Source organism: Pseudomonas sp. GW822-FHT03F08, assembly GCF_058801265.1.
On the sequence record NZ_JBXANC010000009.1, the window covers coordinates 24263 to 48069 of the forward strand.

Consider the following 23807-nt stretch of genomic DNA (forward strand, 5'->3'; position numbering starts at 1 on the left):
CAGGCGGGGCTTTTCATTGGCGGTCGGAATCAGACGAGAGGTTTAGGCTCGTGTTCTTTTTCCTGGGCCTGTTCGTGATGCTCGACCGCGTCCTGAACGGAACGTGGTGCTTCGGCAATCACGGCTTCAACGGCAACTTCTTCAGCGACCGGGGCAGGGGCTGCCTCGACCACTTCGGCAGCTGGAGTAGCAGCGGCGGCAGCGGCAGCCAGTTCGGCTTCCTTCTGCAGACGCTCTTCTTCGCGCTTGCGGCGACGCACTTCACGTGGGTCGTTCGGCGCGCGGCCACTTGGCGTCAGGGCGCTGACCGGAGCCGCTTCAACCACAGGGGCTGGTGCTTCGGCTACGACTGGCGCTTCTACGACCGGAGCTTCAACGACCGGTGCCGGTTCAGCAACCACCACTGGCTCGGCAGCCTTGGCTTCTTCAACAACAGGCGCTTCAACCACTGGCGCTGGTGTTTCAGCGACAACCGGCTCGGCCACCCAGTTGAAAGCGGTCTGTTCTTCGCGAACTTCACGCACGGTTTCGGTCACGGTTTCAGCGACGGTTTCGACAACCGATGCTTCAACAACGACCGGTGCTTCGAAGGTCACGGCAGGTTCGGCAGCGACTTCAACCTGAGGCTGAGCTTCGCGAACCGGAGCCACTTCGACTTCCGGAGCAGCAGCCACTTCTACTGGAGTGGTTGCTTCAACAACCGGCGCTTCTACTGGAGCGGTTTCCAGCGTTGCAGCGGTGGCGCGTTCAGCTTGCTCGTGGGCCTGAGCTTCGGCCGGAGCGCTGATCACGGTGCTGGCAACAGCGGCAGTCACAGCCAGGCCAGCAGCCAGGTCGGCAGTGCTTGGTGCTTCGGCGTTTTCGCCGGTTTCGGATTCTTCCGAACCTTCGATCACGTTACCGTTGGCATCACGCTGACGCTCGCGACGGTTGCTGCGACGACGCTGACCACGGGAGCGGCGACGTGGACGATCGCCTTCGGCGTTCTCCGAACCGTCTTCCGGCAGTTGCTCTTCGTTGGTGGTGATTTCTTCTTCAGCTACGGCAGCAGCGGCTTGTTCGGCACGCGGTTGACGCTCTTCACGCGGTGGACGTGGTGCACGCTCTTCACGCGGCTGACGAGCCGGGCGCTCTTCAGTGGCGGCTACAGCAACAGCGGCAGCAGCGGCTGGTGCGGTATCCAGAGGTTCACGCAGTTCACGTACGCGCTCTTCGCGCTCGCCACGCGGCTTGCGATCTTCACGCGGAGCACGTGGTGCACGTTCTTCACGAGGGGCGCGTGGTGCGCGTTCTTCGCGGGCTACCGGTGCTTCGTCACGGGACTCGCGTGGCTCGCGGACTTCACGGGCTTCACGAGGCTGACGCTCTTCACGCGGCTCGCGCGGTGCGCGCTCTTCACGTGGGGCACGTTCTTCGCGCGGCTTGCGTTCTTCATCGCGGCGACCGTTACGGTTGCGGCTCTGCTGACGACCGTTGCGACGCTCTTCATTGCGGGCCGGACGCTCGGCGGCAGGTTTTTCAACCACAACCGGAGCAACTGGCTCTTCTTTGGTAGCGAACAGGCTGACCAGCGACTTCACCAGGCCTTTGAACAGGCTTGGCTCTGGTGCGGCAACCGGAGCAGGGGCTGGGGCCGGAGCGGCGACTTCGGTCGGAACCGGAGCGTTGGCGCGGGCCGGAGCGGTCTTGACCGCGGCTTCCTGGCGAACCAGGGTGCGGGTCGCGGCGGCTGGCTGAACGTCTTCGACATCGGCGGCAGCGGCAGCGATTTCGTAGCTGGACTGGTTGGTCGCGGCTTCCGGGCTGTCGTCACGCAGACGCTGAACTTCGAAATGCGGGGTTTCGAGGTGATCGTTCGGCAGGATGACGATGCGAGCGCGGGTGCGCAGTTCGATCTTGGTGATCGAGTTGCGTTTTTCGTTGAGCAGGAACGCAGCCACCGGGATCGGCACTTGAGCGCGAACTTCGGCGGTGCGGTCTTTCAGGGCTTCTTCTTCGATCAGGCGCAGGATCGCCAGAGACAGCGATTCGACGTCACGGATGATGCCGGTGCCGCTGCAACGCGGGCAGACGATGCCGCTGCTTTCGCCGAGCGAAGGACGCAGGCGCTGACGGGACATTTCCAGCAGGCCGAAGCGCGAGATGCGGCCGATCTGCACACGGGCGCGGTCGGCTTCCAGGCATTCGCGGACTTTCTCTTCCACGGCGCGCTGGTTCTTGGCAGGGGTCATGTCGATGAAGTCGATGACGATCAGGCCGCCGATGTCGCGCAGGCGCAACTGACGGGCGATTTCTTCAGCCGCTTCAAGGTTGGTCTGCAGGGCGGTTTCTTCGATGTCGCTGCCTTTGGTGGCGCGCGCCGAGTTGATGTCGATGGACACCAGGGCTTCGGTCGGATCGATGACGATGGAGCCGCCGGAAGGCAGTTCGACGACGCGCTGGAAAGCGGTTTCGATCTGGCTTTCGATCTGGAAACGGTTGAACAGCGGAACGCTGTCTTCGTACAGCTTGATCTTGCTGGCGTATTGCGGCATCACCTGGCGGATGAAGGTCAGGGCTTCGTCCTGGGCTTCAACGCTGTCGATCAGCACTTCGCCGATGTCCTGGCGCAGGTAATCGCGGATGGCGCGGATGATGACGTTGCTTTCCTGGTAGATCAGGAACGGCGCGGAACGATCCAGCGACGCTTCCTTGATAGCGGTCCAGAGTTGCAGCAGGTAATCGAGGTCCCACTGCATTTCTTCGCTGCTGCGGCCAAGGCCGGCAGTGCGCACGATCAGACCCATGTCGGCTGGAGCAACCAGACCGTTCAGCGCTTCACGCAGTTCGTTGCGCTCTTCGCCTTCGATGCGACGGGAGATGCCGCCGGCACGCGGGTTGTTCGGCATCAGAACGAGGTAACGACCGGCCAGGCTGATGAAGGTGGTCAGGGCTGCGCCCTTGTTGCCACGTTCTTCTTTTTCGACCTGAACGATGACTTCCTGGCCTTCGCTCAGGACGTCCTTGATGTTGACGCGGCCTTCGGGGGCTTTCTTGAAGTATTCGCGGGAGATTTCTTTGAGGGGCAGGAAGCCGTGGCGCTCGGAGCCGAAATCGACAAAGGCAGCCTCAAGGCTTGGTTCGATGCGAGTGATACGGCCTTTATAGATGTTGGCCTTTTTCTGCTCGCGTGCACCGGATTCGATGTCCAGGTCGTAGAGGCGCTGGCCATCTACCAGTGCAACACGCAACTCTTCGGGTTGAGTTGCGTTAATCAGCATTCTTTTCATGTAGTACCGTCGGTTTCCGGGCTGCCGGAAACGGCGTTCGGCACACACGACTTCTCACGGTCGGTGTCAGGTGCGTCGGGAGTGGTTGGCCATTCCCGTGTCCAGCGATGTCCGGCCAATTGGGCCGTTATCGCGACGTACGCGTCCTGCTTGCTGTGGCTACTTAAGCACTCAGTCAGGAGGAGGAATCAACCGCGGCTGTGGACGAGATGAAGCGTCTTGATAAAGCCTGTTGCTACACAGTCCAGCGGTTGTGCATCTCCACCCTACACGTATCCCTGATAATTCGGGTGCTGCCGCGCGCAGAATCCGCAGCGGGTTGGCATTTACCGTGAGCTCCGAAAGGGGAGGTCACGCATCATGGCTAATTCAGGCGGTGTTTCCGGCGCTTTCGCTCGGGGTCATCCGCGGCTGACTGCACTTTGTGAACTGGCCGTGAATATGGCTCGCGTGGCGAGTCAAAACTCTGCTTTGCGGCGTGATTCAGGCCTCATGTCACCTGCGCTTGTTACAGCTGCAAACTCCACCGTTACGTAGCGAAAGCCCCGTAGGACGGCCTCGCGTCCTAGTGAATTGCGTTGGTCAGGGCCGGTTTTTGACCGTGGTTCCGCTGTCCAGGCCGCTTTTGGCGGCGTTCGCGACTATAGCAGCAATGATTAAGTGCTTCAATTCCATAAAAATTGTTATCATCCGCGCCATGACGACTACTGCCCCTTCGACTCCAGGCGTTCAATTGCTTGAGGTCTCGCCGGAATATGCCGGCCAACGAATCGACAATTTCCTCCTCGCCCGGCTCAAAGGCGTGCCCAAGACCTTGATTTACCGCATTTTGCGCAAAGGCGAAGTGCGAGTTAACAAAGGTCGGATCAAGCCCGAATACAAGCTGCAGGCCGGCGATATCGTGCGCGTGCCACCGGTTCGCGTGCCTGAGCGTGACGAACCGGTGCCTTTGGCCCAAGGTCTGTTGCAGCGCCTGGAAGCCTCGATTGTCTACGAAGACAAAGCCCTGATCGTGATCAACAAGCCCGCCGGCATTGCGGTTCACGGTGGCAGCGGCTTGAATTACGGCGTTATCGAAGCCTTTCGTCAGTTGCGCCCCGACGCCAAGGAGCTCGAGCTGGTTCACCGTCTCGATCGCGACACCTCCGGCCTGCTGATGATCGCCAAGAAACGCAGCATGTTGCGTCATTTGCATGCCGCGTTGCGCGGTGACGGTGTCGATAAGCGCTACATGGCACTGGTTCGCGGCAACTGGGCGACCTCGATCAAGCAAGTCCGTGCGGCGCTCGGCAAGAGCAATCTGCGCTCCGGTGAGCGCATGGTCGAGGTCGACGAGGAGGAGGGCAAAGAGTCTGTGACCGTGTTCAAGGTCCTGCGTCGCTTTGGCGATTTTGCCACTCTGATCGAAGCCAAGCCGATCACTGGTCGTACGCACCAGATCCGCGTCCACACATTGCACGCCGGGCACTGCATTGCGGGTGACACCAAATACGGCGATGACAGTTTCAGCAAGGAAATCCGTGATCTGGGCGGCAAGCGCCTGTTCCTGCACGCCTACATGCTGACCGTGCCGCTGCCCGATGGCGGTGAACTCAAGTTGCAGGCACCGGTCGATGAAATGTGGGCCAAGACTGTGGAGCGATTGAGTGCGCCCATCTGATTACAAGCTGCTGATTTTTGATTGGGACGGTACGCTGGCCGATTCCATTCATCGGATTGTCGAGGCAATGCACTCGGCATCCGGGCGTTCAGGTTTCGAGTTGCGTGATGATTTTGCCGTCAAAGGCATCATCGGTCTGGGCTTGCCCGAGGCGATCCGCACCTTGTATCCGGACATCAGCGATGCCGAAATGACCTTGTTTCGCGAGTATTACGCGGATCACTACATCGCCGCGGAGGCCGTGCCTTCGCCGTTGTTCGAGGGCGTAGTCGAGTCGATGGCGTCTTTTCGCGAGCAGGGCTATCACCTGGCTGTCGCGACCGGCAAGAATCGTCGCGGGCTGGATCGGGTGCTCAAGGCCAATGGCTGGGAAGATTATTTCGATATAACTCGCGCCGCCGATGAAACGGCGAGCAAGCCGCATCCGCTGATGCTGGAGCAGATCCTTGCGCATTGCGGTGTGCGTGCCGAGCAAGCGCTGATGGTCGGTGATTCGTCCTTCGATCTGTTGATGGCGCGCAATGCGGGGATGGATTCGGTGGCGGTCAGTTATGGCGCGCAATCGATCGAATCGCTGCAGCAGTTCGAGCCGCGTCTGTCGATTGACCGATTTTGTGAATTGCATGCCTGGCTCGCGCAGCAGGCTTAATACGTTTTTGCTGGGGTGGATGGCATGACCGACGAATGGAAAGCACCGGCCAAGGCAACTGCCGACGACGGTGATGCGAAAAGCTGGAAGCTGCTGGAAAAGACTCTGCTGGCCGGTGTGCAAGAGCAGCGTCGTTCCAGGCGTTGGGGGATCTTCTTCAAGCTGCTGACGTTTGTTTATCTATTTGTTGCGCTGATCCTGTTCACGCCGTTGATGGACATGGAAAAAAGCGCCACTCGTGGCCCGAACTACACCGCGCTGATCGACGTCACCGGCATGATTGCCGACAAAGAGCCGGCCAGTGCCGATAATATCGTCGGCAGTCTGCGGGCGGCGTTCGAGGACAAGAAGGTCAAGGGCGTGATCCTGCGCATCAACAGCCCTGGCGGCAGTCCGGTGCAGTCGGGTTATGTGTATGACGAGATCAAGCGCCTGCGCGGCCTGCATCCGGAAACCAAGCTGTATGCGGTAATTTCTGACCTGGGCGCTTCCGGTGCTTATTACATCGCCAGCGCCGCAGATCAGATCTACGCCGACAAGGCGAGCCTGGTGGGTTCTATCGGTGTGACAGCGGCCGGTTACGGCTTTGTTGGCACCATGGAGAAGCTGGGCGTCGAACGTCGCACTTACACCTCCGGTGAGCACAAGTCGTTCCTCGACCCGTTCCAGCCGCAGAAGCCGGAAGAGACGGCGTTCTGGCAAAGTGTGCTGGATACCACGCACAAGCAGTTCATCAACAGCGTGAAGCAGGGGCGTGGTGATCGCCTGAAAGACAAGGAGCATCCGGAGCTGTTCTCCGGTCTGGTCTGGTCTGGCGAGCAGGCGTTGCCGCTGGGGTTGATCGATGGTCTGGGCAATGCCAGTTCGGTGGCGCGTGACGTGATTGGCGAAAAGGAGCTGGTGGATTTCACCGTTCAGGAATCGCCGTTCGATCGTTTCTCGAAAAAGCTGGGCGCCAGTGTGGCCGAGCAGTTGGCAATGTGGATGGGTTTCCACGGGCCATCGTTGCGTTGATCGCTTGATGCATAAAAAAACCGGCCTTCGTGGCCGGTTTTTTATGGGTCAGGGAATTTGTACGCCTTCCGCCAGCAGCATGTCGATCAGGCGAATCAGCGGCAGGCCGATCAGGCTGGTGGCGTCGGGGCCTTCGGTGGACTTGAACAGGCTCACGCCCAGTCCTTCGGCCTTGAAGCTGCCGGCGCAGTCGTAGGGTTGCTCAGCGTGCAGGTAGCGCTCGACGCGGGCCTGATCCAGTACGCGCATGTGCACGGTGAAAGGCACGCAGTCGACCTGGCAGTGGCCTGTCTGGCTGTTGAGCAGGGCCAGGCCGGTGAGGAAGGTCACGCTGGCGCCGCTGGCGGCCATCAGTTGTTCGCGGGCGTTTTCAAAGGTGTGTGGTTTGCCGATGATGCGTTCGCCGAGTACGGCAACCTGGTCGGAGCCGATGATCAAATGGGCAGGGTGGCTGTCGGCCAGTGCCCGGGCTTTCTGTTCGGCGAGGCGTTTGACCAGGTCGATTGCCGACTCGTCCGGGCGATGGCTTTCGTCGATATCCGGTGAGCTGCAGACGAACGGTAAGCGCAGGCGATTGAGCAATTCCCGACGATAGGTCGAGCTTGAAGCGAGTAATAAAGGCAGCATTCGCATCTCCAGAGGCAGGTGGCAGATTCTAGCGGAGCCGCGTAAGTGACGGACAGGGCGCAATTTCCTTTGACATGGGCGGGTGCATCCCTATAATGCTGCGCCTATGTTGAATGACCCGATTCCACCTCACGTTGACCCGCGCAAATTGGCTGACCGTGGCACCACCCTTCAAGGTGAGCTGCTGCTGGCCGATTTGAAGAGACTCTGCGACCCGCTTTCCGACGATGTCGGTACGGTGCAGGCTAAATTCGTTTTTGAACGAGATGAACGTAAATCTGTGGTGATCCACAGCTTTATCGACACCGAAGTCAAAATGGTTTGCCAGCGTTGTCTTGAGCTGGTCACCCTGCCGATCCACAGCGAATGCAGTTACGCTGTAGTGAAGGAGGGTGCGAATACCCAGTCGTTACCGAAAGGTTATGACGTGCTGGAACTGGGCGAAGATCCATTGGATCTGCAGTCACTGATCGAGGAGGAGCTTCTGCTCGCCTTGCCCATTGTGCCTGCTCATCATCCGGAAGAATGCCAGCAGCCGGCGGGAGCAGATGAGCCCGAACCGAGCGAGGACGAGGTAACGCGGTCCAACCCGTTCAGTGTATTGGCGCAGTTAAAGCGTGACCCAAACGTTTAGGAGTTAATCAATTATGGCTGTTCAGCAGAACAAAAAATCCCGCTCTGCCCGTGACATGCGCCGTTCGCACGACGCTCTCGAGGCTAGCACCCTGTCTGTAGAAAAAACCACTGGTGAAGTTCACCTGCGTCACCACGTATCGCCAGAAGGCGTATACCGTGGCCGTAAAGTGATCGACAAGGGCGCTGACGAGTAATCACTTGTCCGCTCAAGTCATCGCGATTGACGCAATGGGCGGGGACTTCGGTCCCCGCAGCATTGTTCAGGCCAGCCTTGCTTGCCTTTCTGCTACACCCTCGCTGCACCTGACCCTCGTCGGTCAACCCTCCCTTCTTGAAGAATTGATCACTGGCCAATCGGCTGCCGATCGCGCGCGCCTGACGATTGTTCCGGCGTCCGAAGTCATCACCATGGACGAAAAACCTGCCCAGGCTCTGCGTGGCAAGCCGGACTCGTCGATGCGTGTCGCCCTCGAATTGCTGCGTGATGGCAAGGTTCAGGCCTGCGTCAGTGCCGGCAATACCGGTGCGCTGATGGCGCTGTCGCGATTTGTGCTCAAGACCCTGCCGGGGATTGATCGTCCGGCCATGGTCGCGGCGATCCCTACGCAGAAGGGCTATTGCCAGTTGCTCGATCTGGGCGCCAACGTCGATTGCAGTGCCGAGCATCTGTTGCAGTTCGCTGTAATGGGGTCTGTGGCCGCACAAACGCTGGGCATTGCCCGCCCGCGTGTCGCGTTGCTGAACATTGGCACCGAGGACATCAAGGGCAATCAGCAGGTCAAGCTGGCTGCGACGTTGTTGCAGACGGCCCGGGGCATTAACTACATCGGTTTCATCGAAGGCGACGGCTTGTATCGCGGCGAGGCGGATGTGGTGGTTTGCGACGGTTTTGTCGGCAACATCCTGCTCAAGTCCAGCGAAGGCCTGGCGACGATGATCGCTGCGCGCATCGAAGCCTTGTTCAGGAAAAACCTCGCCTCCCGCGCTGTCGGCGCTCTGGCGCTGCCCTTGATGAAGCGTCTGCAGGCTGATCTGGCGCCTGCGAGACACAACGGTGCAAGCTTTCTGGGCTTGCAGGGGATCGTGGTGAAAAGTCACGGGTCGGCCGGGGTTCAGGGGTTTCAGAGCGCCATTCAGCGGGCATTGATCGAGATTCAGGAGAACCTTCCCGAGCGCCTGCACGGCCGTCTGGAGGATTTGTTGTCTTAGGCGTTTTCGTCGGACAATGCTTAAATGTGACCGCCCGGTTCAAAGGGCCATCCAACTGTCAGTTTCTTGCGTCCCTCTAGCGGGATGCCATTTTTCCGACGACAAGATCATTAGGGGCTTGTTACATGTCTGCTTCCCTCGCATTCGTCTTTCCAGGACAGGGTTCGCAGTCCCTCGGCATGCTGGCCGAGCTGGGCGCGCAACATCCGTTGATCCTCGAAACTTTCAAAGAAGCATCCGATGCTCTGGGCTACGACCTGTGGGCGCTGACCCAGCAGGGTCCGGAAGAGCTGCTCAATCAAACCGATAAAACCCAACCGGCCATTCTGACCGCTTCGATCGCCCTGTGGCGTCTGTGGCTGGCGGAAGGTGGTGCGCGCCCGGCGTTCGTTGCCGGTCACAGCCTGGGTGAGTACAGCGCGCTGGTCGCTGCGGGCAGCCTGAGCCTGGCGGACGCGGTGAAGCTCGTCGAGCGCCGTGGCCAGCTGATGCAGGAAGCCGTTCCGGCCGGGCAGGGCGGCATGGCTGCCATCCTCGGTCTGGAAGATGCCGACGTGCTGGCAGCCTGTGCCGAAGCGGCGCAAGGCGACGTGGTCAGCGCGGTGAACTTCAACTCCCCGGGCCAGGTGGTGATCGCCGGTGCCAAGGCCGCAGTTGAGCGCGCCATCGAAGGCTGCAAGGCTCGTGGCGCCAAGCGTGCCATGCCGCTGCCGGTCAGCGTGCCGTCGCACTGCGAACTGATGCGTCCGGCTGCCGAGCGCTTTGCCGAGTCCATCGCTGCCATCGACTGGCAGGCGCCGCAGATCCCTGTGGTGCAGAACGTCAGCGCTCAGGTGCCGGCGGATCTGGAAACCCTCAAGCGTGATCTGCTGGAACAACTCTACAAGCCGGTTCGCTGGGTCGAGTCCGTACAGACTCTGGCAGCGAAAGGCGCGACCAATCTGGTCGAGTGCGGCCCTGGCAAAGTGCTTGCCGGTCTGAACAAACGTTGCGCCGAAGGCGTTTCGACTTCCAACCTCAATACCCCAGACGCTTTCGCTGCCGCTCGTGCAGCGATTGTCTGAATCAGGAGAAACTTGCATGAGTCTGCAAGGTAAAGTTGCACTGGTCACCGGCGCAAGCCGTGGTATCGGCCAGGCTATCGCACTGGAACTGGGTCGTCAGGGCGCCATCGTTGTTGGCACCGCGACTTCCGCTTCCGGCGCCGAGCGCATTGCTGCGACCCTGAAGGAAAGCGGCATTCAGGGCGCAGGTTTCGAACTGAACGTCACCAGCGACGAATCGGTCACCAAGGTGCTTGCAAGCATCCAGGAGCAGTTCGGTGCTCCGGTCGCGATCCTGGTCAACAATGCCGGCATCACCCGCGATAACCTGATGATGCGCATGAAAGACGACGAGTGGTACGACGTGATCGATACCAACCTGAACAGTCTGTATCGCCTGTCCAAGGGCGTTCTGCGCGGCATGACCAAGGCGCGTTGGGGTCGAATTATCAGTATTGGCTCGGTGGTGGGTGCCATGGGCAACGCAGGCCAAGTAAACTATGCAGCCGCCAAGGCCGGTCTGGAAGGTTTCAGCCGTGCCATGGCGCGTGAAGTCGGTTCGCGTTCGATTACGGTCAACTCGGTGACCCCAGGGTTCATCGACACCGATATGACCCGCGAGCTGCCTGAAGCACAGCGTGAAGCCTTGCAGACGCAGATTCCGCTGGGCCGTCTGGGACAAGCTCAAGAGATCGCGTCCGTGGTCGCTTTTCTTGCATCCGACGGTGCGGCATACGTGACCGGGGCTACAATCCCGGTTAACGGCGGGATGTACATGTAATTCAAATGTGACGGATTGCTTCAAAAAAATGTCATACGAGCTGTCTAAAATCCGTTATAAAGCTGCAATCTATTTATAGGCAGAGGGTCGCAGGGTTTGAGGAGTGAAGCTTTCAGTTGAAAAGCTGAAAAGTCTTTCTATACACTTACCCACTGGCCAGCTGCCTGAATTTGTCCATTAGGAGTGAAAACAAGGTATGAGCACCATCGAAGAGCGCGTCAAGAAAATCGTTGCCGAGCAACTGGGTGTTAAAGAAGAAGAAGTGGTAAACACCGCTTCCTTCGTAGAAGACCTGGGTGCCGACTCCCTTGACACCGTTGAGCTGGTGATGGCTCTGGAAGAGGAATTCGAGACCGAAATCCCTGACGAAGAAGCTGAGAAGATCACTACTGTACAAGCTGCAATCGACTACGTTACTAGCCACCAGGCGTAATAGTTTGTAATCGTTGCTTGCTGTCATGGAAAAACCGCACTGCCATCATGGCGTGCGGTTTTTTCTTTAGGCCTGATGCAAAGTCGTCATTTGAAAAAGGAGAGTGCTGTGTCGCGTAGACGCGTCGTAGTCACCGGTATGGGTATGTTGTCGCCACTGGGCACGGATGTGCCGAGCAGTTGGCAGGGCATTCTGGCTGGCCGCAGTGGCATTGGTCTGATCGAACACACCGACCTTTCTGCCTATTCCACCCGCTTTGGCGGCTCGGTAAAGGGCTTCAATGTCGAGGAATACCTGTCGGTCAAGGAAGCGCGCAAGCTCGACCTGTTCATTCAGTACGGTCTGGCGGCCGGCTTTCAAGCCGTACGCAATGCCGGTCTGGAAGTCACCGATGCCAACCGTGAACGCATTGGCGTAGCCATGGGTTCGGGTATCGGCGGTCTGACCAACATCGAAGAAACCAGTCGCACCCTGCACGAAACCGGCCCGCGCCGGATTTCTCCGTTCTTTGTGCCTGGCTCGATCATCAATATGATTTCCGGTTTCCTGTCCATCCACCTGGGTGCACAGGGGCCTAACTACGCCATCGCCACAGCGTGTACCACCGGTACGCACTGCATCGGCATGGCAGCCCGCAACATCATGTACGACGAAGCCGACGTGATGATTGCCGGTGGTGCCGAGATGGCCGCGTGCGGTCTGGGCATGGGCGGCTTTGGCGCCTCCCGCGCACTGTCGACCCGCAACGACGAACCGACCCGTGCCAGCCGTCCGTGGGACAAGGGCCGTGACGGTTTCGTCCTGTCCGACGGTGCCGGCGCCCTGGTGCTCGAAGAACTCGAACACGCCAAGGCCCGTGGCGCGACCATCTACGCCGAGCTGATCGGTTTCGGCACCAGTGGCGATGCGTTCCACATGACATCGCCACCTGCCGACGGTGCCGGTGCTGCGCGTTGCATCACCAATGCGCTGCGTGACGCGAAGATCAACGTCGATCAAGTGCAATACATCAACGCTCACGGTACTTCGACGCCGGCCGGCGACCTCGCCGAAGCCAATGCGATCAAGTCGGTGTTCGGTGATCACGCCTACAAACTGGCGGTCAGCTCCACCAAGTCCATGACCGGTCACCTGTTGGGTGCAGCGGGCGCGGTCGAGGCGATCTTCAGCGTGCTGGCGATCAACAGCCAGGTGGCGCCGCCGACCATCAACCTCGATGAGCCGGATGAAGGCTGCGATCTCGACTTCGTGCCGCACACGGCGCGCAACATGGACATCGATGTCGTGCTGTCCAACTCGTTCGGGTTTGGCGGCACCAACGGCACGTTGGCGTTCCGTCGGTTCGCCGGCTGATGGACTGCTGGGTCGACGGTCAACCGGCTGACACTCTGTCGCTGAAAGATCGCGGCCTGGCTTACGGCGACGGTCTGTTCGAGACCATCGCCGTGCGTAACGGCCAGCCTTTGCTGCTGGAGCGTCACGTGGCGCGACTGGCCGAAGGCTGCTCACGCCTGGCCATCGCGGCCGACATCGAGCTGATCCGTAGCGAGCTGCAAGCCTATGCAGCGGCCATGGGCGAGGGTGTGCTCAAGCTCATCCTCACCCGTGGCGACGGTTTGCGCGGTTATGCGCCGGATCCTTCGGCGCCGGGCCGACGCATTCTGCAAGGCAATCCTCCCGTTGCTTATCCTGCCGTCCATGGCGAGCAAGGCGTTCGCCTGTTTCCGTGTACGACGCGTTTATCTGTCCAGCCCTTGCTGGCAGGTCTCAAGCATCTCAATCGTCTGGAACAAGTCCTCGCTCGCGCCGAATGGCAAGACAGCGAGCACGCCGAAGGCTTGATGCTCGACCAGGCGGGTCGTGTGATCGAGGGCGTGTTCAGCAACCTGTTTCTGGTGCGCGATGGCGTGCTGGTCACGGCGGATCTGAAACGCTGCGGCGTGGCCGGTGTGATGCGCGCCGAACTATTGTTTCAGGCAGCGTCAGCGGGTATCTCCACGCAAATCACCGATATCAGCCTTGATCAGCTGCAATGGGCTGATGAAGTCTTTGTCTGCAACAGCGTGTATGGCGTCTGGCCGGTACGCGCGTACGCTGCACTGAGCTGGCCGGTTGGGCCGCTCACCCGTAAACTGCAAACCATTGCCCGCACGCTACTGGATGCCTGATTCGTGAGACGTAAACTTTTGCTGCTGCTGGAAACCGGACTGGTTCTGGCAGGGCTGCTGCTGGGCGCCAGCGCCTGGAAGATTCATTCGGCACTGGAACAGCCTCTGAATATCACGCAGGAAGAACTGCTGGATGTGCCCAAGGGTTCCACGCCGACCCGCACCCTTCTCGGACTTGAAGCCGATGGCGTGATCAAGGACGCTTTCTGGCTACGCATATATTGGCGTTTCAATCTGACGGGCACCCCGATTCACACGGGCGAGTACCGCATGCAGCCGGGCATGACCGTCAAGGGTCTGATCGATCTGTGGAAGCGTGGCGAAGTGGTTCAGTACAGCCTGACCCTCGTCGAAGGCTGGAACTTCCATCAGGTGCGCGCCGCTTTGTCGAAAGACGAAAAGATCGAGCAGACCCTGACCGGTCTGAGCGACAGCGATGTGATGGCCAAAATCGGCCACAAAGGCTTGTTTCCCGAAGGTCGGTTCTTCCCAGATACCTACCGATTCGTGCGCGGGGTCTCCGATACCGAGCTGCTGAAAAAGGCGTTCGACCGCCTCGACGAAGTACTGGCCAAGGAATGGGAAAACCGCTCCACTGATGCTCCCTACACCGAGCCTTACCAGGCGCTGATCATGGCGTCACTGGTGGAGAAGGAAACCGGCGTTCCGCAGGAGCGTGGGCAGATTGCCGGCGTGTTCGTGCGTCGCATGGCGCTGGGTATGCAGTTGCAGACTGATCCGACGGTGATCTACGGTCTGGGTGATCGCTACAACGGCAAGCTGACTCGTGCGCATCTCAAGGAAGCCACGCCGTACAACACTTATGTGATTCCGGGGCTGCCGCCGACGCCGATTGCGATGGTTGGCCGCGAGGCGATTCACGCCGCGTTGAACCCGGTGGAAGGCACCAGCCTCTACTTTGTAGCTCGTGGCGATGGCAGCCATGTGTTCTCTGACGACCTCGATGCGCACAACAGTGCGGTGCGTGAGTTCCAGCTCAAACGGCGCTCGGATTACCGTTCGAGCCCGGCGCCGGCTTCGACACCGGAAGCCGCTCCGACAACCGGGGAAGCCGTTCCTGCCGCATCACCCGAAACTGCGCCAGAATCGTTGCCGCAGGTTCCTGCCCAGGAGCCCGCGCCGACTCCGGAAACCGAAGCGGCCGCACCGCAAACCGTGCAATGACTTTGATTAAGGACTGCCTGTGACTGGCTTGTTTATTACCCTGGAAGGCCCGGAAGGCGCCGGCAAGAGCACCAACCGCGAATACCTCGCCGAGCGCCTGCGCGCCGCCGGTATCGAAGTGGTGCTGACCCGCGAGCCCGGCGGTACGCCGCTGGCCGAGCGTATTCGTGAGGTGTTGCTGGCCCCGGTCGACGAAGTGATGAACCCGGACACAGAGCTGCTGCTGGTGTTCGCCGCCCGTGCCCAGCATCTGGCTGAAGTCATTCGCCCGGCGCTGGCCCGTGGTGCCGTCGTCTTGTGCGACCGGTTCACCGATTCGACTTACGCCTATCAGGGTGGCGGTCGCGGTCTGTCGCTGGAACGTATCGCTGCGCTGGAGACTTTCGTTCAGGGCGACCTGCGGCCCGACCTGACGCTGATTTTCGATCTGCCGGTGGAAATCGGCTTGGCCCGCGCCAGCGCCCGGGGGCGTCTGGATCGCTTCGAGCTGGAAGGCCGGGCGTTTTTCGAGGCGGTGCGCAGTGCGTTCCTCAAGCGTGCCGAAGCCGATCCTGCGCGCTATGTGCGGATCGACGCCGGTCAGCCGTTGGCCAAGGTTCAACAATCGCTGGATACCCTGATTCCGAACTTGCTGGAGCTGTGCCGTGGCTGAGGCCTATCCGTGGCAGGACAGTCTCTGGCAGCAACTGGCCGGACGCACTCAGCACGCCCACGCGTATCTGCTGCACGGTCCCGCCGGGATCGGCAAGCGCGCGTTGGCCGAGCGGCTGATGGCCAGTCTGCTGTGCCAGCGTCCGACGCCTGAAGCCTGCGGCGAGTGCAAATCCTGCCTGCTGCTCAAGGCCGGCAGCCACCCGGACAATTACATCCTCGAACCGGAAGAAGCGGACAAGGCGATCAAGGTCGACCAGGTGCGCGATCTGGTCAGTTTCGTGGTGCAGACCGCGCAACTGGGCGGTCGCAAGGTGGTGCTGATCGAGCCGGTGGAGTCGATGAACATCAACGCTGCCAACGCCTTGCTCAAGAGTCTCGAAGAGCCGTCGGGCAATACCGTGTTGTTGCTGGTCAGTCACCAGCCGAGCCGTCTATTGCCGACCATCAAGAGCCGCTGCGTGCAACAGGCCTGTCCGCTGCCGAGCGAGGCCATGAGCCTGCAATGGCTGGCTCAGGCATTGCCGGAATGCTCCGAAGACGAACGGGTCGAGCTGTTGACCCTGGCCGCCGGCTCGCCGTTGGCCGCCGTCACGTTGCAGGGGCAGGGCGTGCGTGAACAGCGGGCGCAAGTGGTCGAAGGCGTGAAGAAGCTGCTCAAACAGCAGCAATCGCCGACGCAACTGGCCGAGGAGTGGAAAAACATTCCGATGCTGCGCCTGTTCGACTGGTTCTGCGACTGGTCGAGCCTGATCCTGCGCTATCAATTGACCCAGGATGAAGCGGGCCTCGGCCTGACCGACATGCGCAAGGTCGTGCAGTACCTGGCGCAGAAAAGCGCCCAGCGTAAAGTCCTCGATATCCAGGACTGGATTCTCGCCCAGCGCCAGAAAGTCCTGAGCAAGGCCAACCTCAATGCCGCGTTGCTGCTGGAAGCGTTGTTGGTGCAATGGGCGAGTCTGCCTGGCCAAAGATAAGAATGTGTACCTAGACTCTGAACATCAGCAGTGGAGGTCAACATGAATGAACCCGTCAGCCCGGGGCCGCGCAACGGCATCTTGTCCCTGACCATCAAGGACAAGTCTGTCCTTTACGCCGCTTACATGCCGTTCATCAGGAACGGTGGCTTGTTCATCCCGACCAACAAGAGCTACAAGTTGGGTGACGAGGTGTTCATGCTGCTGCACCTGATGGACGAAGCGGAAAAGATTCCGGTGGCCGGCAAGGTCGCCTGGATCACCCCAAAAGGCGCTCAGGGCAACCGCGCTGCCGGCGTCGGCGTGCAATTCAACGATGGCGACAACACCGCGCGCAGTCGCATCGAAACTCATCTGGCCGGAGCCCTGAAATCCGACCGTCCCACTCATACGATGTAAGTTGCAGTCCTTTTTATGCTCGTAGATTCCCATTGTCACCTTGATCGACTCGACCTCGCCGTTCACGACGGTTCCTTGGATGCTGCGCTGGATGCAGCCCGCCAGCGCGGCGTCGGGCATTTCCTGTGCATTGGCGTCAGCGCCGATAACGCCGCCGACGTCAAAGCCCTGGCCGAGCGTTACGACGACGTCGATTGCTCGGTTGGCGTGCATCCGCTGGATGTGCAGCCCGGCGCGGCGCCGGCACTGGACTGGCTGCTGCATGAACTGAATCACCCGAAAGTGGTGGCGATCGGCGAAACCGGTCTGGACTACCACTACGAGCCGGAAGCCGCCGAATTGCAGCAGGAGTCTTTCCGTCTGCACCTGCAAGCCGCACAGCAGACCGGCAAACCGGTGATCATCCACACCCGTGGCGCCCGCGCCGACACGCTTGAATTGTTGCGCGAAGCTGCGCTGCCCCAGGCCGGTGTGCTGCATTGCTTCACCGAAGACTGGGACATGGCCAAGGCGGCGCTGGACATGGGTTATTACATTTCCCTGTCGGGCATCGTCACCTTCCGCAATGCCGATGCGCTGCGCGATGTGGCAAGCAAGGTCCCGGCGGATCGCCTGCTGGTGGAAACCGATTCGCCGTACCTGGCGCCGATCCCTTATCGCGGCAAGCCGAACCTGCCGCAATACGTGCGGGAAGTGGCAGAGTTTCTGGCGATGCTGCGGGGCGAGAACTACGAGCGCTTTGCCGAACAGACCACGGAGAACTTCAAGCGACTGTTTCCGCTGGCGCACGTAAAAGCCTGAATCACAGGCAAAAAAAACCCGGGTTCTGGGGGGTGAATCCGGGTTAAGACCATTAGGAGTAAAACAAAGGCACGCGGTCCCTTGGTACCTTTACCGGCGCGACACTTGGGGGAGATGTCGCCCGACAGTTCAAGTATTGATCAGTCTGGCGTTCAGTCCAGTTGGCCGGTCGGGGTTTTTAAACAAATTTGGAATACGTTCGCTTCGGTTATGTTCTCATTCCCCCCGAAACGTTCGTGAAATGAACAAGAAACACAGATATGGTCGGATGATCCGTGCATTTTTGCGCAAGTTAGGCATAATACGCGGCTTCGAATTTTGACCCCTACAGACCTTTTCTTATGCACAAAGAACCTCGTAAGGTCCGTGAGTTTCGTCGCCGCGAGCAAGAAATTCTCGATACCGCGCTCAAGCTGTTCCTCGAACAAGGTGAAGACAGTGTCACCGTCGAGATGATTGCTGATGCCGTGGGTATCGGCAAAGGCACGATCTACAAGCACTTCAAGTCCAAGGCGGAAATCTATCTGCGCCTGATGCTCGATTACGAGCGCGACTTGAACGAGCTGTTGCATTCGGCCGATGTCGACAAGGACAAGGAAGCCCTGTCCCGTGCCTACTTTGAATTCCGCATGCGCGATCCGCAGCGCTATCGCCTGTTCGATCGCCTGGAAGAGAAGGTGGTCAAGGGCAATCAGGTCCCGGAGATGGTCGAGGAGCTGCACAAGATCCGTGCCTCGAACTTCGAACGTCTGACCCTGCTCATCAAGGGCCGCATCAGCGAAGGCAAGCTCGAAGACGTGCCGCCGTACTTCCACTACTGCGCATCCTGGGCGCTGGTGCACGGCGCTGTGGCGCTGTATCACTCGCCGTTCTGGAGCAACGTGCTGGAAGATCAGGAAGGTTTCTTCCAGTTCCTGATGGACATCGGCGTGCGCATGGGCAACAAGCGCAAGCGCGACCCTGAAACGCCAAGCAGCTGAATCATTCAGTCGCCTTATGCGCCGTGTTTTTCGCTACATGGCGCAGTACCGCAGGAATATACTCAGGCATAGGGCTTGCTAAAACTTGAATTGTGAGTCAAGTTTTAGCCGCTCGATTTTCCATCGCCGGAGTGCTTCATGATCGTTGACCGTCAAGGCAGGCGTTTTCGCAATTTGCGGATCAGTCTGACCTCCGCCTGCAATTACGCCTGTACCTACTGCGTGCCCAACGGCAAGCGGCTGGTGGCTGCGCAGGATGAACTGTCGGCCGAGGCCATGGCACGCGGCGTTGCCTATCTGATCGAAGCCGCCGGCATCGAGCGCCTGCGCATCACTGGCGGCGAGCCGCTGGTCAGTCCCAAGCTCGAATCCTTCATGAGCGCCGTCGGCAAGATGGGCCTGGAAGACATCAGCCTGACCACCAACGGCCAGCTCCTGGCGAAAAAACTCCCGCTGCTGGTCGATGCCGGCCTGCGACGCATCAACGTTTCCCTCGATACCCTGGACGCCGGCGCGTTCCGAAGCATTGCCCGTGGCGGCGATCTGGCCACCGTGCTCGACGGCATGGATCAGGCTGCAGCGGCGGGAATGAAGATCAAGGTCAACATGGTGCCGTTGCGCGGGCAGAACCTCGACCAGGTGATGCCGCTGCTCGATTACTGCCTCGAGCGTGGCTTTGAACTGCGCTTCATCGAGCTGATGCGCATGGGCCACCTGGCCACTGATTCCAACGCCTTCCTGCAACAGTTCGTCAGCCTGCAACAGTTGCTGAGCCTGATCGGCGAACATTACGAGTACGCGCAAACCGACGCGCCGGTGGACGCCACCGCTGTTCGCTATGCGATTCCCGGTCTCGGCAACTTTGGTGTGATCGCCAACGAAAGCGTACCGTTCTGCCGAACCTGCTCGCGACTGCGCTTGTCATCCACCGGATGGCTGCATGGTTGCCTGTCATCGAGCAACCGTCACTACGTCGGTGACCTGCTCGACAAGCCGCGCCACGAGGCGCTGCCAGCGTTGCAACGATTGCTGGTCAAAGCCTTGGGCGACAAGCAGGAAGTCGCGTTCTCCGGCGGCGCCACCGTCATGAAGATCATTGGCGGCTAAATCTCTCGCCACCAAAAATCTATTTCAAACCGGATACCTGCACATTTCCAAGGACTGGCGCAAAAGCTGCATCCTACGGCCATTCGCCGGTTTTCCGTCACCGGCTTCTGGAGGATTAGGATGCGTAGCCTGGTTTTGCTGCTGGCCGTTTTGGCGCTGGGCGGCTGTATGACTGTCAGTGACATGGCCGAAGGGACTCGCTACCAGATGAGCGACGCAGGTCTGCTGGATCACAGCGACAGCCGCCGCGTAAACAATTTCCGCATTCAGCCGGATTCGTTCATCTACATCGCGCAGGGTTCGTTCGCGCCGCCGGGTGGTTCCTACCCGCGTCCCAACGTCGTCGCCGAAGAGGCCTTCAAAGGCTTCGTCGAATACTTCCCGATGGTCCGTCGCGCCCGTGCGCCGGAAGGCCTCGACCAGGCGATGGGCGAAGCCCGCGACGCCGGTGCTCATTACTTGCTTTACACCCGTTTCGCCAAGGCTGACGACCGCATCGGCAACTCCGATGAATGGCTGGATCAGGAAGCCGTGGATCGCCTCGGTATCGACGGCGGCGTGATTCAGATCATGTTGATCGAGACCAGCACCCAGTATTTGATTGATACTGCACGGATCAAGAGTCGTGGCGGTTTACTGACGTTCCACGATAACAAGCCCGAAGACCTGATCGGCCCGCCGCTTGCGCAATACGCGCGCAGCTTGCTGGGCGTCGGGGACCAGTAATTCAAGGAGTACGCCATGAGTGGCCCGCAAAAAGCCAATGACCTGTTGGGACAAATCCCCAAAACCAAAGGCTTGCCGCCGGTGCACTTGTGGAACCCGGATTTCTGCGGCGACATCGACATGCGTATCGCCCGCGACGGCACCTGGTATTACCTGGGTACACCGATCGGGCGCAAGCCGATGGTCAAGCTGTTCTCCACCATCATCCGCCGCGATGGCGATGATTATTTCCTGATTACTCCGGTGGAGAAAGTCGGGATCAAGGTCGACGATGCACCATTCGTGGCGATTGCCGTCGAGGTGGAAGGCGAGGGTGAGGCGCAACTGCTGCGCTTTACCACTAACGTCGATGAAACCACCGAGGCCGGCCCGGAACATCCGATCCGGGTGGAGATCGATCCGACAACGCAAGAACCTGCCCCCTATGTGCATGTGCGCACCAACCTCGAAGCGCTGATCCACCGCAACGTGTTCTACCAATTGGTGGAGCTCGCAGTCAGTCGTGAAATCGATGGCCAACGCTGGCTCGGCGTCTGGAGTGGCGGCGAGTTCTTCCGCATCGGCCTCGAACCGTAAAAAAACCGCAGTCTGTGAAAGCAGGCTGCGGTTTTTTTGTCGTTGACTCTCAATCGTATGATGATTAGCTTGGGCAACCACAGCGAACGGCTTCGGGGTGTCCATGTCGAGCAGTTTTCACGCATCAACGGTTGACTGGCTGGGCGCCTGGATTGCCGCCGGCCACGTGAAGCCGGGGCAAGCGATCAAGGTTGAGGCCGATCTGGGCGAGCAACTCGGGGTCAGCCGCACCGTGATCCGCGAGGCGATCAAGACCCTCGTCGCCAAAGGCATGCTCGAAGTCGGGCCCAAAGTCGGCACGCGGGTGTTGCCGATCAAGCGCTGGAACCTGTTCGATCCGCAAGTCGTGGGCTGGCTGTCGCGCAGCGGCCTGCCGGAAAACTTCGTCGATGACCTGCTCGACCTGCGCCGCACCATCGAACCGATGGCGGTGCGCTGGGCCTGCGAGCGGGCGACCGTCGAACAGGTGCAAGCCGTGCAGCAGGCCTACAATGCCTTGGAGCGGGCGGTGGACAGCGGCATTGATTACAACCGTGCCGACCAGTTCTTCCACGAGTGCATTCTGGCCGCCAGCCACAATCAATTCATCGAGCAAATGGTGCCAGCCCTTGGCGCGCTGCTCGCGGTGTCCTTCGAAGTGTCCGCGGCAGACCCCGACGAATTGCGCCGCACCTTGCCCATCCACAAAGACATGGCCGACGCCATCGCCGCCCGGGATGCCGCGCGCGGGGTGTGGGCCTGCATGACCCTGATCGACAATGCCGACCTGGCCATCAAGCGGTTCTACCCGCAGGTGATGGCCGACAAAAAAGCCAGCTGACAAAAACAACAAGACAGGAGGTTGCATGACGTGGACTGCGGTGACAGAGCATCGGGCGCAACTGGGCGAAGGCCCGTTCTGGGACGCACCGACCCAGGCGCTGTACTGGGTCGACATCGCCGGCAAGCAGGCGCTGCGCCTGATCGGGCAGAACGTGCAGATCTGGCAGATGCCGGAACACGTCTCGGCGTTCATCCCCTGCGCCAGCGGCGACGCGCTGGTGACCCTAAGCAGCGGCGTCTACCGACTCGACCTGGATTCCCCCGGACTTGAGCCGCGGCTGACGCTGTTCTGCGTCGCCGACCCGCAACCGGGTAACCGCGCCAACGAAGCACGTTGCGATGGCCAGGGCCGCTTGTGGCTCGGCACCATGCAAAACAATATTGGCGAGCAGGGCGAGGATCTGCCGATCACGCGCCGTTCCGGCGGGCTGTTCCGGATTGATCCGGATAAACGAGTCACGCCGTTGCTGCGTGGCCTGGGGATTCCCAACACGCTGCTCTGGAGTGACGACGGCACCACGCTGTTGTTCGGCGACAGCCTCGATGGCACGTTGTATCGCTATTTCATCCACACCGACGGCAACCTCGACACGGCCCTGTCTTGGTACGGCGCCGATCAGAACGGTGGCCCGGACGGTTCGGCGATGGACGCCGAAGGCTACATCTGGAACGCCCGCTGGGACGGCAGCTGCCTGCTGCGCCTGACACCGGATGGCCAGATCGACCGCAAGATCGACCTGCCGATCAGCCGCCCGACCAGTTGCGTATTCGGCGGCGCCGACCTGAAAACCCTGTACATCACCAGCGCCAAAAGTCCGCTGAACCACCCGCTGGACGGCGCCGTGCTGTCGCTACGAGTGGACGTCGCAGGAAAGCTCTGTACGCGATTCGCCAGTTAAATCCCAAAATATGGGATGCAAAATTATATATTGAGATTATTTGGCGGTCGGGTTTATAGTCGGCTCCAGCAGTAACACGCACTCACACTTAAAAAGAACAAAACAGGTGAAGTGATGCAGCGAATCTCTATCGCACTCCCCAGCGGAGTCAGCGTCCCGCAACGGCCCGATGCCGTCAGCGGCGCTCGCCTGTTGCGTTCCAAAAGCCTTCCAGACCGGACATCGTCAGATGCCCGGTTTTTTTATGCTTTCGAACAGGAGTCCTGATTCATGGCTGAACCCCTTTCCTTGCCGCCAGTGCCCGAGCCACCCAAAGGCGAGCGTCTGAAAAACAAGGTTGTGTTGCTGACCGGCGCCGCTCAAGGCATCGGCGAAGCCATCGTCGCGACCTTCGCCTCCCAGCAGGCAAAGCTGGTGATCAGCGATATCCAGGCCGAAAAGGTCGAGAAAGTCGCTGCGCACTGGCGCGAGCAGGGCGCCGATGTGCAAGCGATCAAGGCCGACGTATCGCGCCAACAGGATCTGCACGCCATGGCCAAACTGGCCATTGAGCTGCACGGGCGCATCGACGTGCTGGTCAATTGCGCCGGGGTCAACGTGTTTCGCGATCCGCTGGAAATGACCGAAGAAGACTGGCGCCGCTGCTTCGCCATCGACCTCGACGGCGCCTGGTATGGCTGCAAGGCCGTGTTGCCGCAGATGATCGAGCAAGGCATCGGCAGCATCATCAACATTGCCTCGACCCATTCCACGAACATCATTCCCGGTTGTTTCCCATACCCGGTGGCCAAGCATGGCCTGCTCGGGCTGACCCGCGCGTTGGGCATCGAGTACGCGCCGAAGGGCGTTCGCGTCAACGCCATCGCCCCGGGCTACATCGAAACCCAGCTCAACGTCGATTACTGGAACGGGTTCGCCGACCCTCATGCCGAACGCCAGCGCGCCTTTGACCTGCATCCGCCCAAACGCATCGGCCAACCGATCGAAGTGGCGATGACGGCCGTGTTCCTGGCCAGCGACGAAGCGCCGTTCATCAACGCCTCGTGCATCACCATCGATGGTGGTCGCTCGGTGATGTACCACGACTGAAAAACCGGATTCCAGGTGGCAAGGTCCGCCTGAAATCCAATCATCATACGATATGACTATTGTCCTGATGATTGACAGAAACATGCTTCGACCGCTTCAACGCTTT

The 23807-nt window shown here is 60.0% G+C and carries 25 protein-coding genes; 23 read left to right on the forward strand and 2 right to left on the reverse strand.

Features of this window, described 5'->3' with window-relative positions:
• Nucleotides 1-29: 29 nt before the first annotated feature.
• Nucleotides 30-3269, reverse strand: coding sequence for a ribonuclease E (gene rne / locus AC1RME_RS22075; protein WP_096820953.1), 3240 nt, complete (start codon nt 3267-3269; stop codon nt 30-32).
• A gap of 697 nt (nt 3270-3966) precedes the next feature.
• Here rne and rluC point away from each other — a divergent pair.
• The 3 genes from rluC to sppA are packed head-to-tail and all read left to right on the forward strand — an operon-like array spanning nt 3967 to nt 6592.
• The gene (rluC, locus tag AC1RME_RS22080; protein ID WP_025113008.1) at nt 3967-4929 is read left to right on the forward strand and encodes a 23S rRNA pseudouridine(955/2504/2580) synthase RluC; all 963 of its coding nucleotides are present in this window, start codon (nt 3967-3969) and stop codon (nt 4927-4929) included.
• Nucleotides 4916-5578 carry an HAD-IA family hydrolase gene (locus AC1RME_RS22085; protein WP_096820954.1) on the forward strand — a complete coding sequence of 221 codons (663 nt, stop codon included), beginning with the start codon at nt 4916-4918 and terminating at the stop codon, nt 5576-5578. The genes rluC and AC1RME_RS22085 overlap by 14 nt, the downstream gene beginning before the upstream one ends.
• Before the next feature lie 24 nt (nt 5579-5602).
• A complete protein-coding gene (sppA, locus tag AC1RME_RS22090; protein WP_096820955.1) occupies nt 5603-6592 on the forward strand; it encodes a signal peptide peptidase SppA in 990 nt (329 codons plus the stop codon).
• 48 nt (nt 6593-6640) lie between these two features.
• Here the strand turns inward: sppA and AC1RME_RS22095 are convergent, their stop codons facing one another.
• Nucleotides 6641-7219, reverse strand: a complete 579-nt coding sequence (locus AC1RME_RS22095) for a Maf family protein (RefSeq protein WP_096820956.1) — start codon at nt 7217-7219, stop codon at nt 6641-6643.
• A 106-nt stretch (nt 7220-7325) separates the two neighbouring features.
• On the opposite strand from AC1RME_RS22095, the gene AC1RME_RS22100 reads away from it, so the two are divergent.
• From AC1RME_RS22100 to AC1RME_RS22195, 20 genes are all read left to right on the forward strand, one after another.
• A complete protein-coding gene (locus AC1RME_RS22100; RefSeq protein ID WP_003204262.1) occupies nt 7326-7853 on the forward strand; it encodes a YceD family protein in 528 nt (175 codons plus the stop codon).
• 13 nt (nt 7854-7866) lie between these two features.
• Complete coding sequence (gene rpmF / locus AC1RME_RS22105) at nt 7867-8049, forward strand: 50S ribosomal protein L32 (protein WP_003179396.1); 183 nt, start codon at nt 7867-7869, stop codon at nt 8047-8049.
• 4 nt (nt 8050-8053) lie between these two features.
• Nucleotides 8054-9064 carry a phosphate acyltransferase PlsX gene (gene plsX / locus AC1RME_RS22110; protein ID WP_096820957.1) on the forward strand — a complete coding sequence of 337 codons (1011 nt, stop codon included), beginning with the start codon at nt 8054-8056 and terminating at the stop codon, nt 9062-9064.
• Nucleotides 9065-9189: 125 nt separating this feature from the next.
• Nucleotides 9190-10128, forward strand: coding sequence for an ACP S-malonyltransferase (gene fabD / locus AC1RME_RS22115; RefSeq protein WP_096820958.1), 939 nt, complete (start codon nt 9190-9192; stop codon nt 10126-10128).
• A 16-nt stretch (nt 10129-10144) separates the two neighbouring features.
• Nucleotides 10145-10888 carry a 3-oxoacyl-ACP reductase FabG gene (gene fabG, locus AC1RME_RS22120; protein WP_096820959.1) on the forward strand — a complete coding sequence of 248 codons (744 nt, stop codon included), beginning with the start codon at nt 10145-10147 and terminating at the stop codon, nt 10886-10888.
• Between the two features lie 196 nt (nt 10889-11084).
• A complete protein-coding gene (gene acpP, locus AC1RME_RS22125) occupies nt 11085-11321 on the forward strand; it encodes an acyl carrier protein (protein ID WP_003175607.1) in 237 nt (78 codons plus the stop codon).
• 108 nt (nt 11322-11429) lie between these two features.
• Entirely contained in the window at nt 11430-12674 is a 1245-nt protein-coding gene (fabF, locus tag AC1RME_RS22130; protein ID WP_007908259.1) for a beta-ketoacyl-ACP synthase II, read from the forward strand.
• Nucleotides 12674-13489 (forward strand): aminodeoxychorismate lyase, encoded by an 816-nt coding sequence (pabC, locus tag AC1RME_RS22135; RefSeq protein WP_096820960.1) that lies wholly within the window; start codon nt 12674-12676, stop codon nt 13487-13489. Before fabF ends, pabC begins: the two co-directional genes overlap by 1 nt.
• Before the next feature lie 3 nt (nt 13490-13492).
• The gene (mltG, locus tag AC1RME_RS22140; RefSeq protein ID WP_096820961.1) at nt 13493-14674 is read left to right on the forward strand and encodes an endolytic transglycosylase MltG; all 1182 of its coding nucleotides are present in this window, start codon (nt 13493-13495) and stop codon (nt 14672-14674) included.
• Nucleotides 14675-14693: 19 nt separating this feature from the next.
• Entirely contained in the window at nt 14694-15326 is a 633-nt protein-coding gene (gene tmk, locus AC1RME_RS22145) for a dTMP kinase (RefSeq protein WP_096820962.1), read from the forward strand.
• Nucleotides 15319-16302 (forward strand): DNA polymerase III subunit delta', encoded by a 984-nt coding sequence (locus tag AC1RME_RS22150; RefSeq protein WP_096820963.1) that lies wholly within the window; start codon nt 15319-15321, stop codon nt 16300-16302. The genes tmk and AC1RME_RS22150 overlap by 8 nt, the downstream gene beginning before the upstream one ends.
• Nucleotides 16303-16344: 42 nt before the next feature.
• Complete coding sequence (locus AC1RME_RS22155; protein WP_085710925.1) at nt 16345-16701, forward strand: PilZ domain-containing protein; 357 nt, start codon at nt 16345-16347, stop codon at nt 16699-16701.
• Between the two features lie 15 nt (nt 16702-16716).
• The gene (locus tag AC1RME_RS22160; RefSeq protein WP_085730469.1) at nt 16717-17502 is read left to right on the forward strand and encodes a TatD family hydrolase; all 786 of its coding nucleotides are present in this window, start codon (nt 16717-16719) and stop codon (nt 17500-17502) included.
• A 341-nt stretch (nt 17503-17843) separates the two neighbouring features.
• On the forward strand, nt 17844-18482 hold the full coding sequence (locus AC1RME_RS22165; RefSeq protein ID WP_007950805.1) for a TetR/AcrR family transcriptional regulator: 639 nt from the start codon (nt 17844-17846) through the stop codon (nt 18480-18482).
• 138 nt (nt 18483-18620) lie between these two features.
• The gene (locus tag AC1RME_RS22170; protein WP_096820964.1) at nt 18621-19589 is read left to right on the forward strand and encodes a GTP 3',8-cyclase MoaA; all 969 of its coding nucleotides are present in this window, start codon (nt 18621-18623) and stop codon (nt 19587-19589) included.
• 120 nt (nt 19590-19709) lie between these two features.
• Nucleotides 19710-20315 (forward strand): DUF4823 domain-containing protein, encoded by a 606-nt coding sequence (locus AC1RME_RS22175; RefSeq protein ID WP_007950810.1) that lies wholly within the window; start codon nt 19710-19712, stop codon nt 20313-20315.
• A gap of 15 nt (nt 20316-20330) precedes the next feature.
• Nucleotides 20331-20891 carry a DUF1285 domain-containing protein gene (locus AC1RME_RS22180; RefSeq protein ID WP_096820965.1) on the forward strand — a complete coding sequence of 187 codons (561 nt, stop codon included), beginning with the start codon at nt 20331-20333 and terminating at the stop codon, nt 20889-20891.
• A 103-nt stretch (nt 20892-20994) separates the two neighbouring features.
• Nucleotides 20995-21711, forward strand: a complete 717-nt coding sequence (locus AC1RME_RS22185; RefSeq protein WP_096820966.1) for a FadR/GntR family transcriptional regulator — start codon at nt 20995-20997, stop codon at nt 21709-21711.
• 25 nt (nt 21712-21736) lie between these two features.
• Nucleotides 21737-22612: an SMP-30/gluconolactonase/LRE family protein gene (locus tag AC1RME_RS22190; RefSeq protein WP_096820967.1), complete on the forward strand. Its 876-nt coding sequence runs from the start codon at nt 21737-21739 to the stop codon at nt 22610-22612.
• A gap of 270 nt (nt 22613-22882) precedes the next feature.
• Nucleotides 22883-23701 carry an SDR family oxidoreductase gene (locus tag AC1RME_RS22195; RefSeq protein ID WP_096820968.1) on the forward strand — a complete coding sequence of 273 codons (819 nt, stop codon included), beginning with the start codon at nt 22883-22885 and terminating at the stop codon, nt 23699-23701.
• Nucleotides 23702-23807 lie beyond the last annotated feature (106 nt).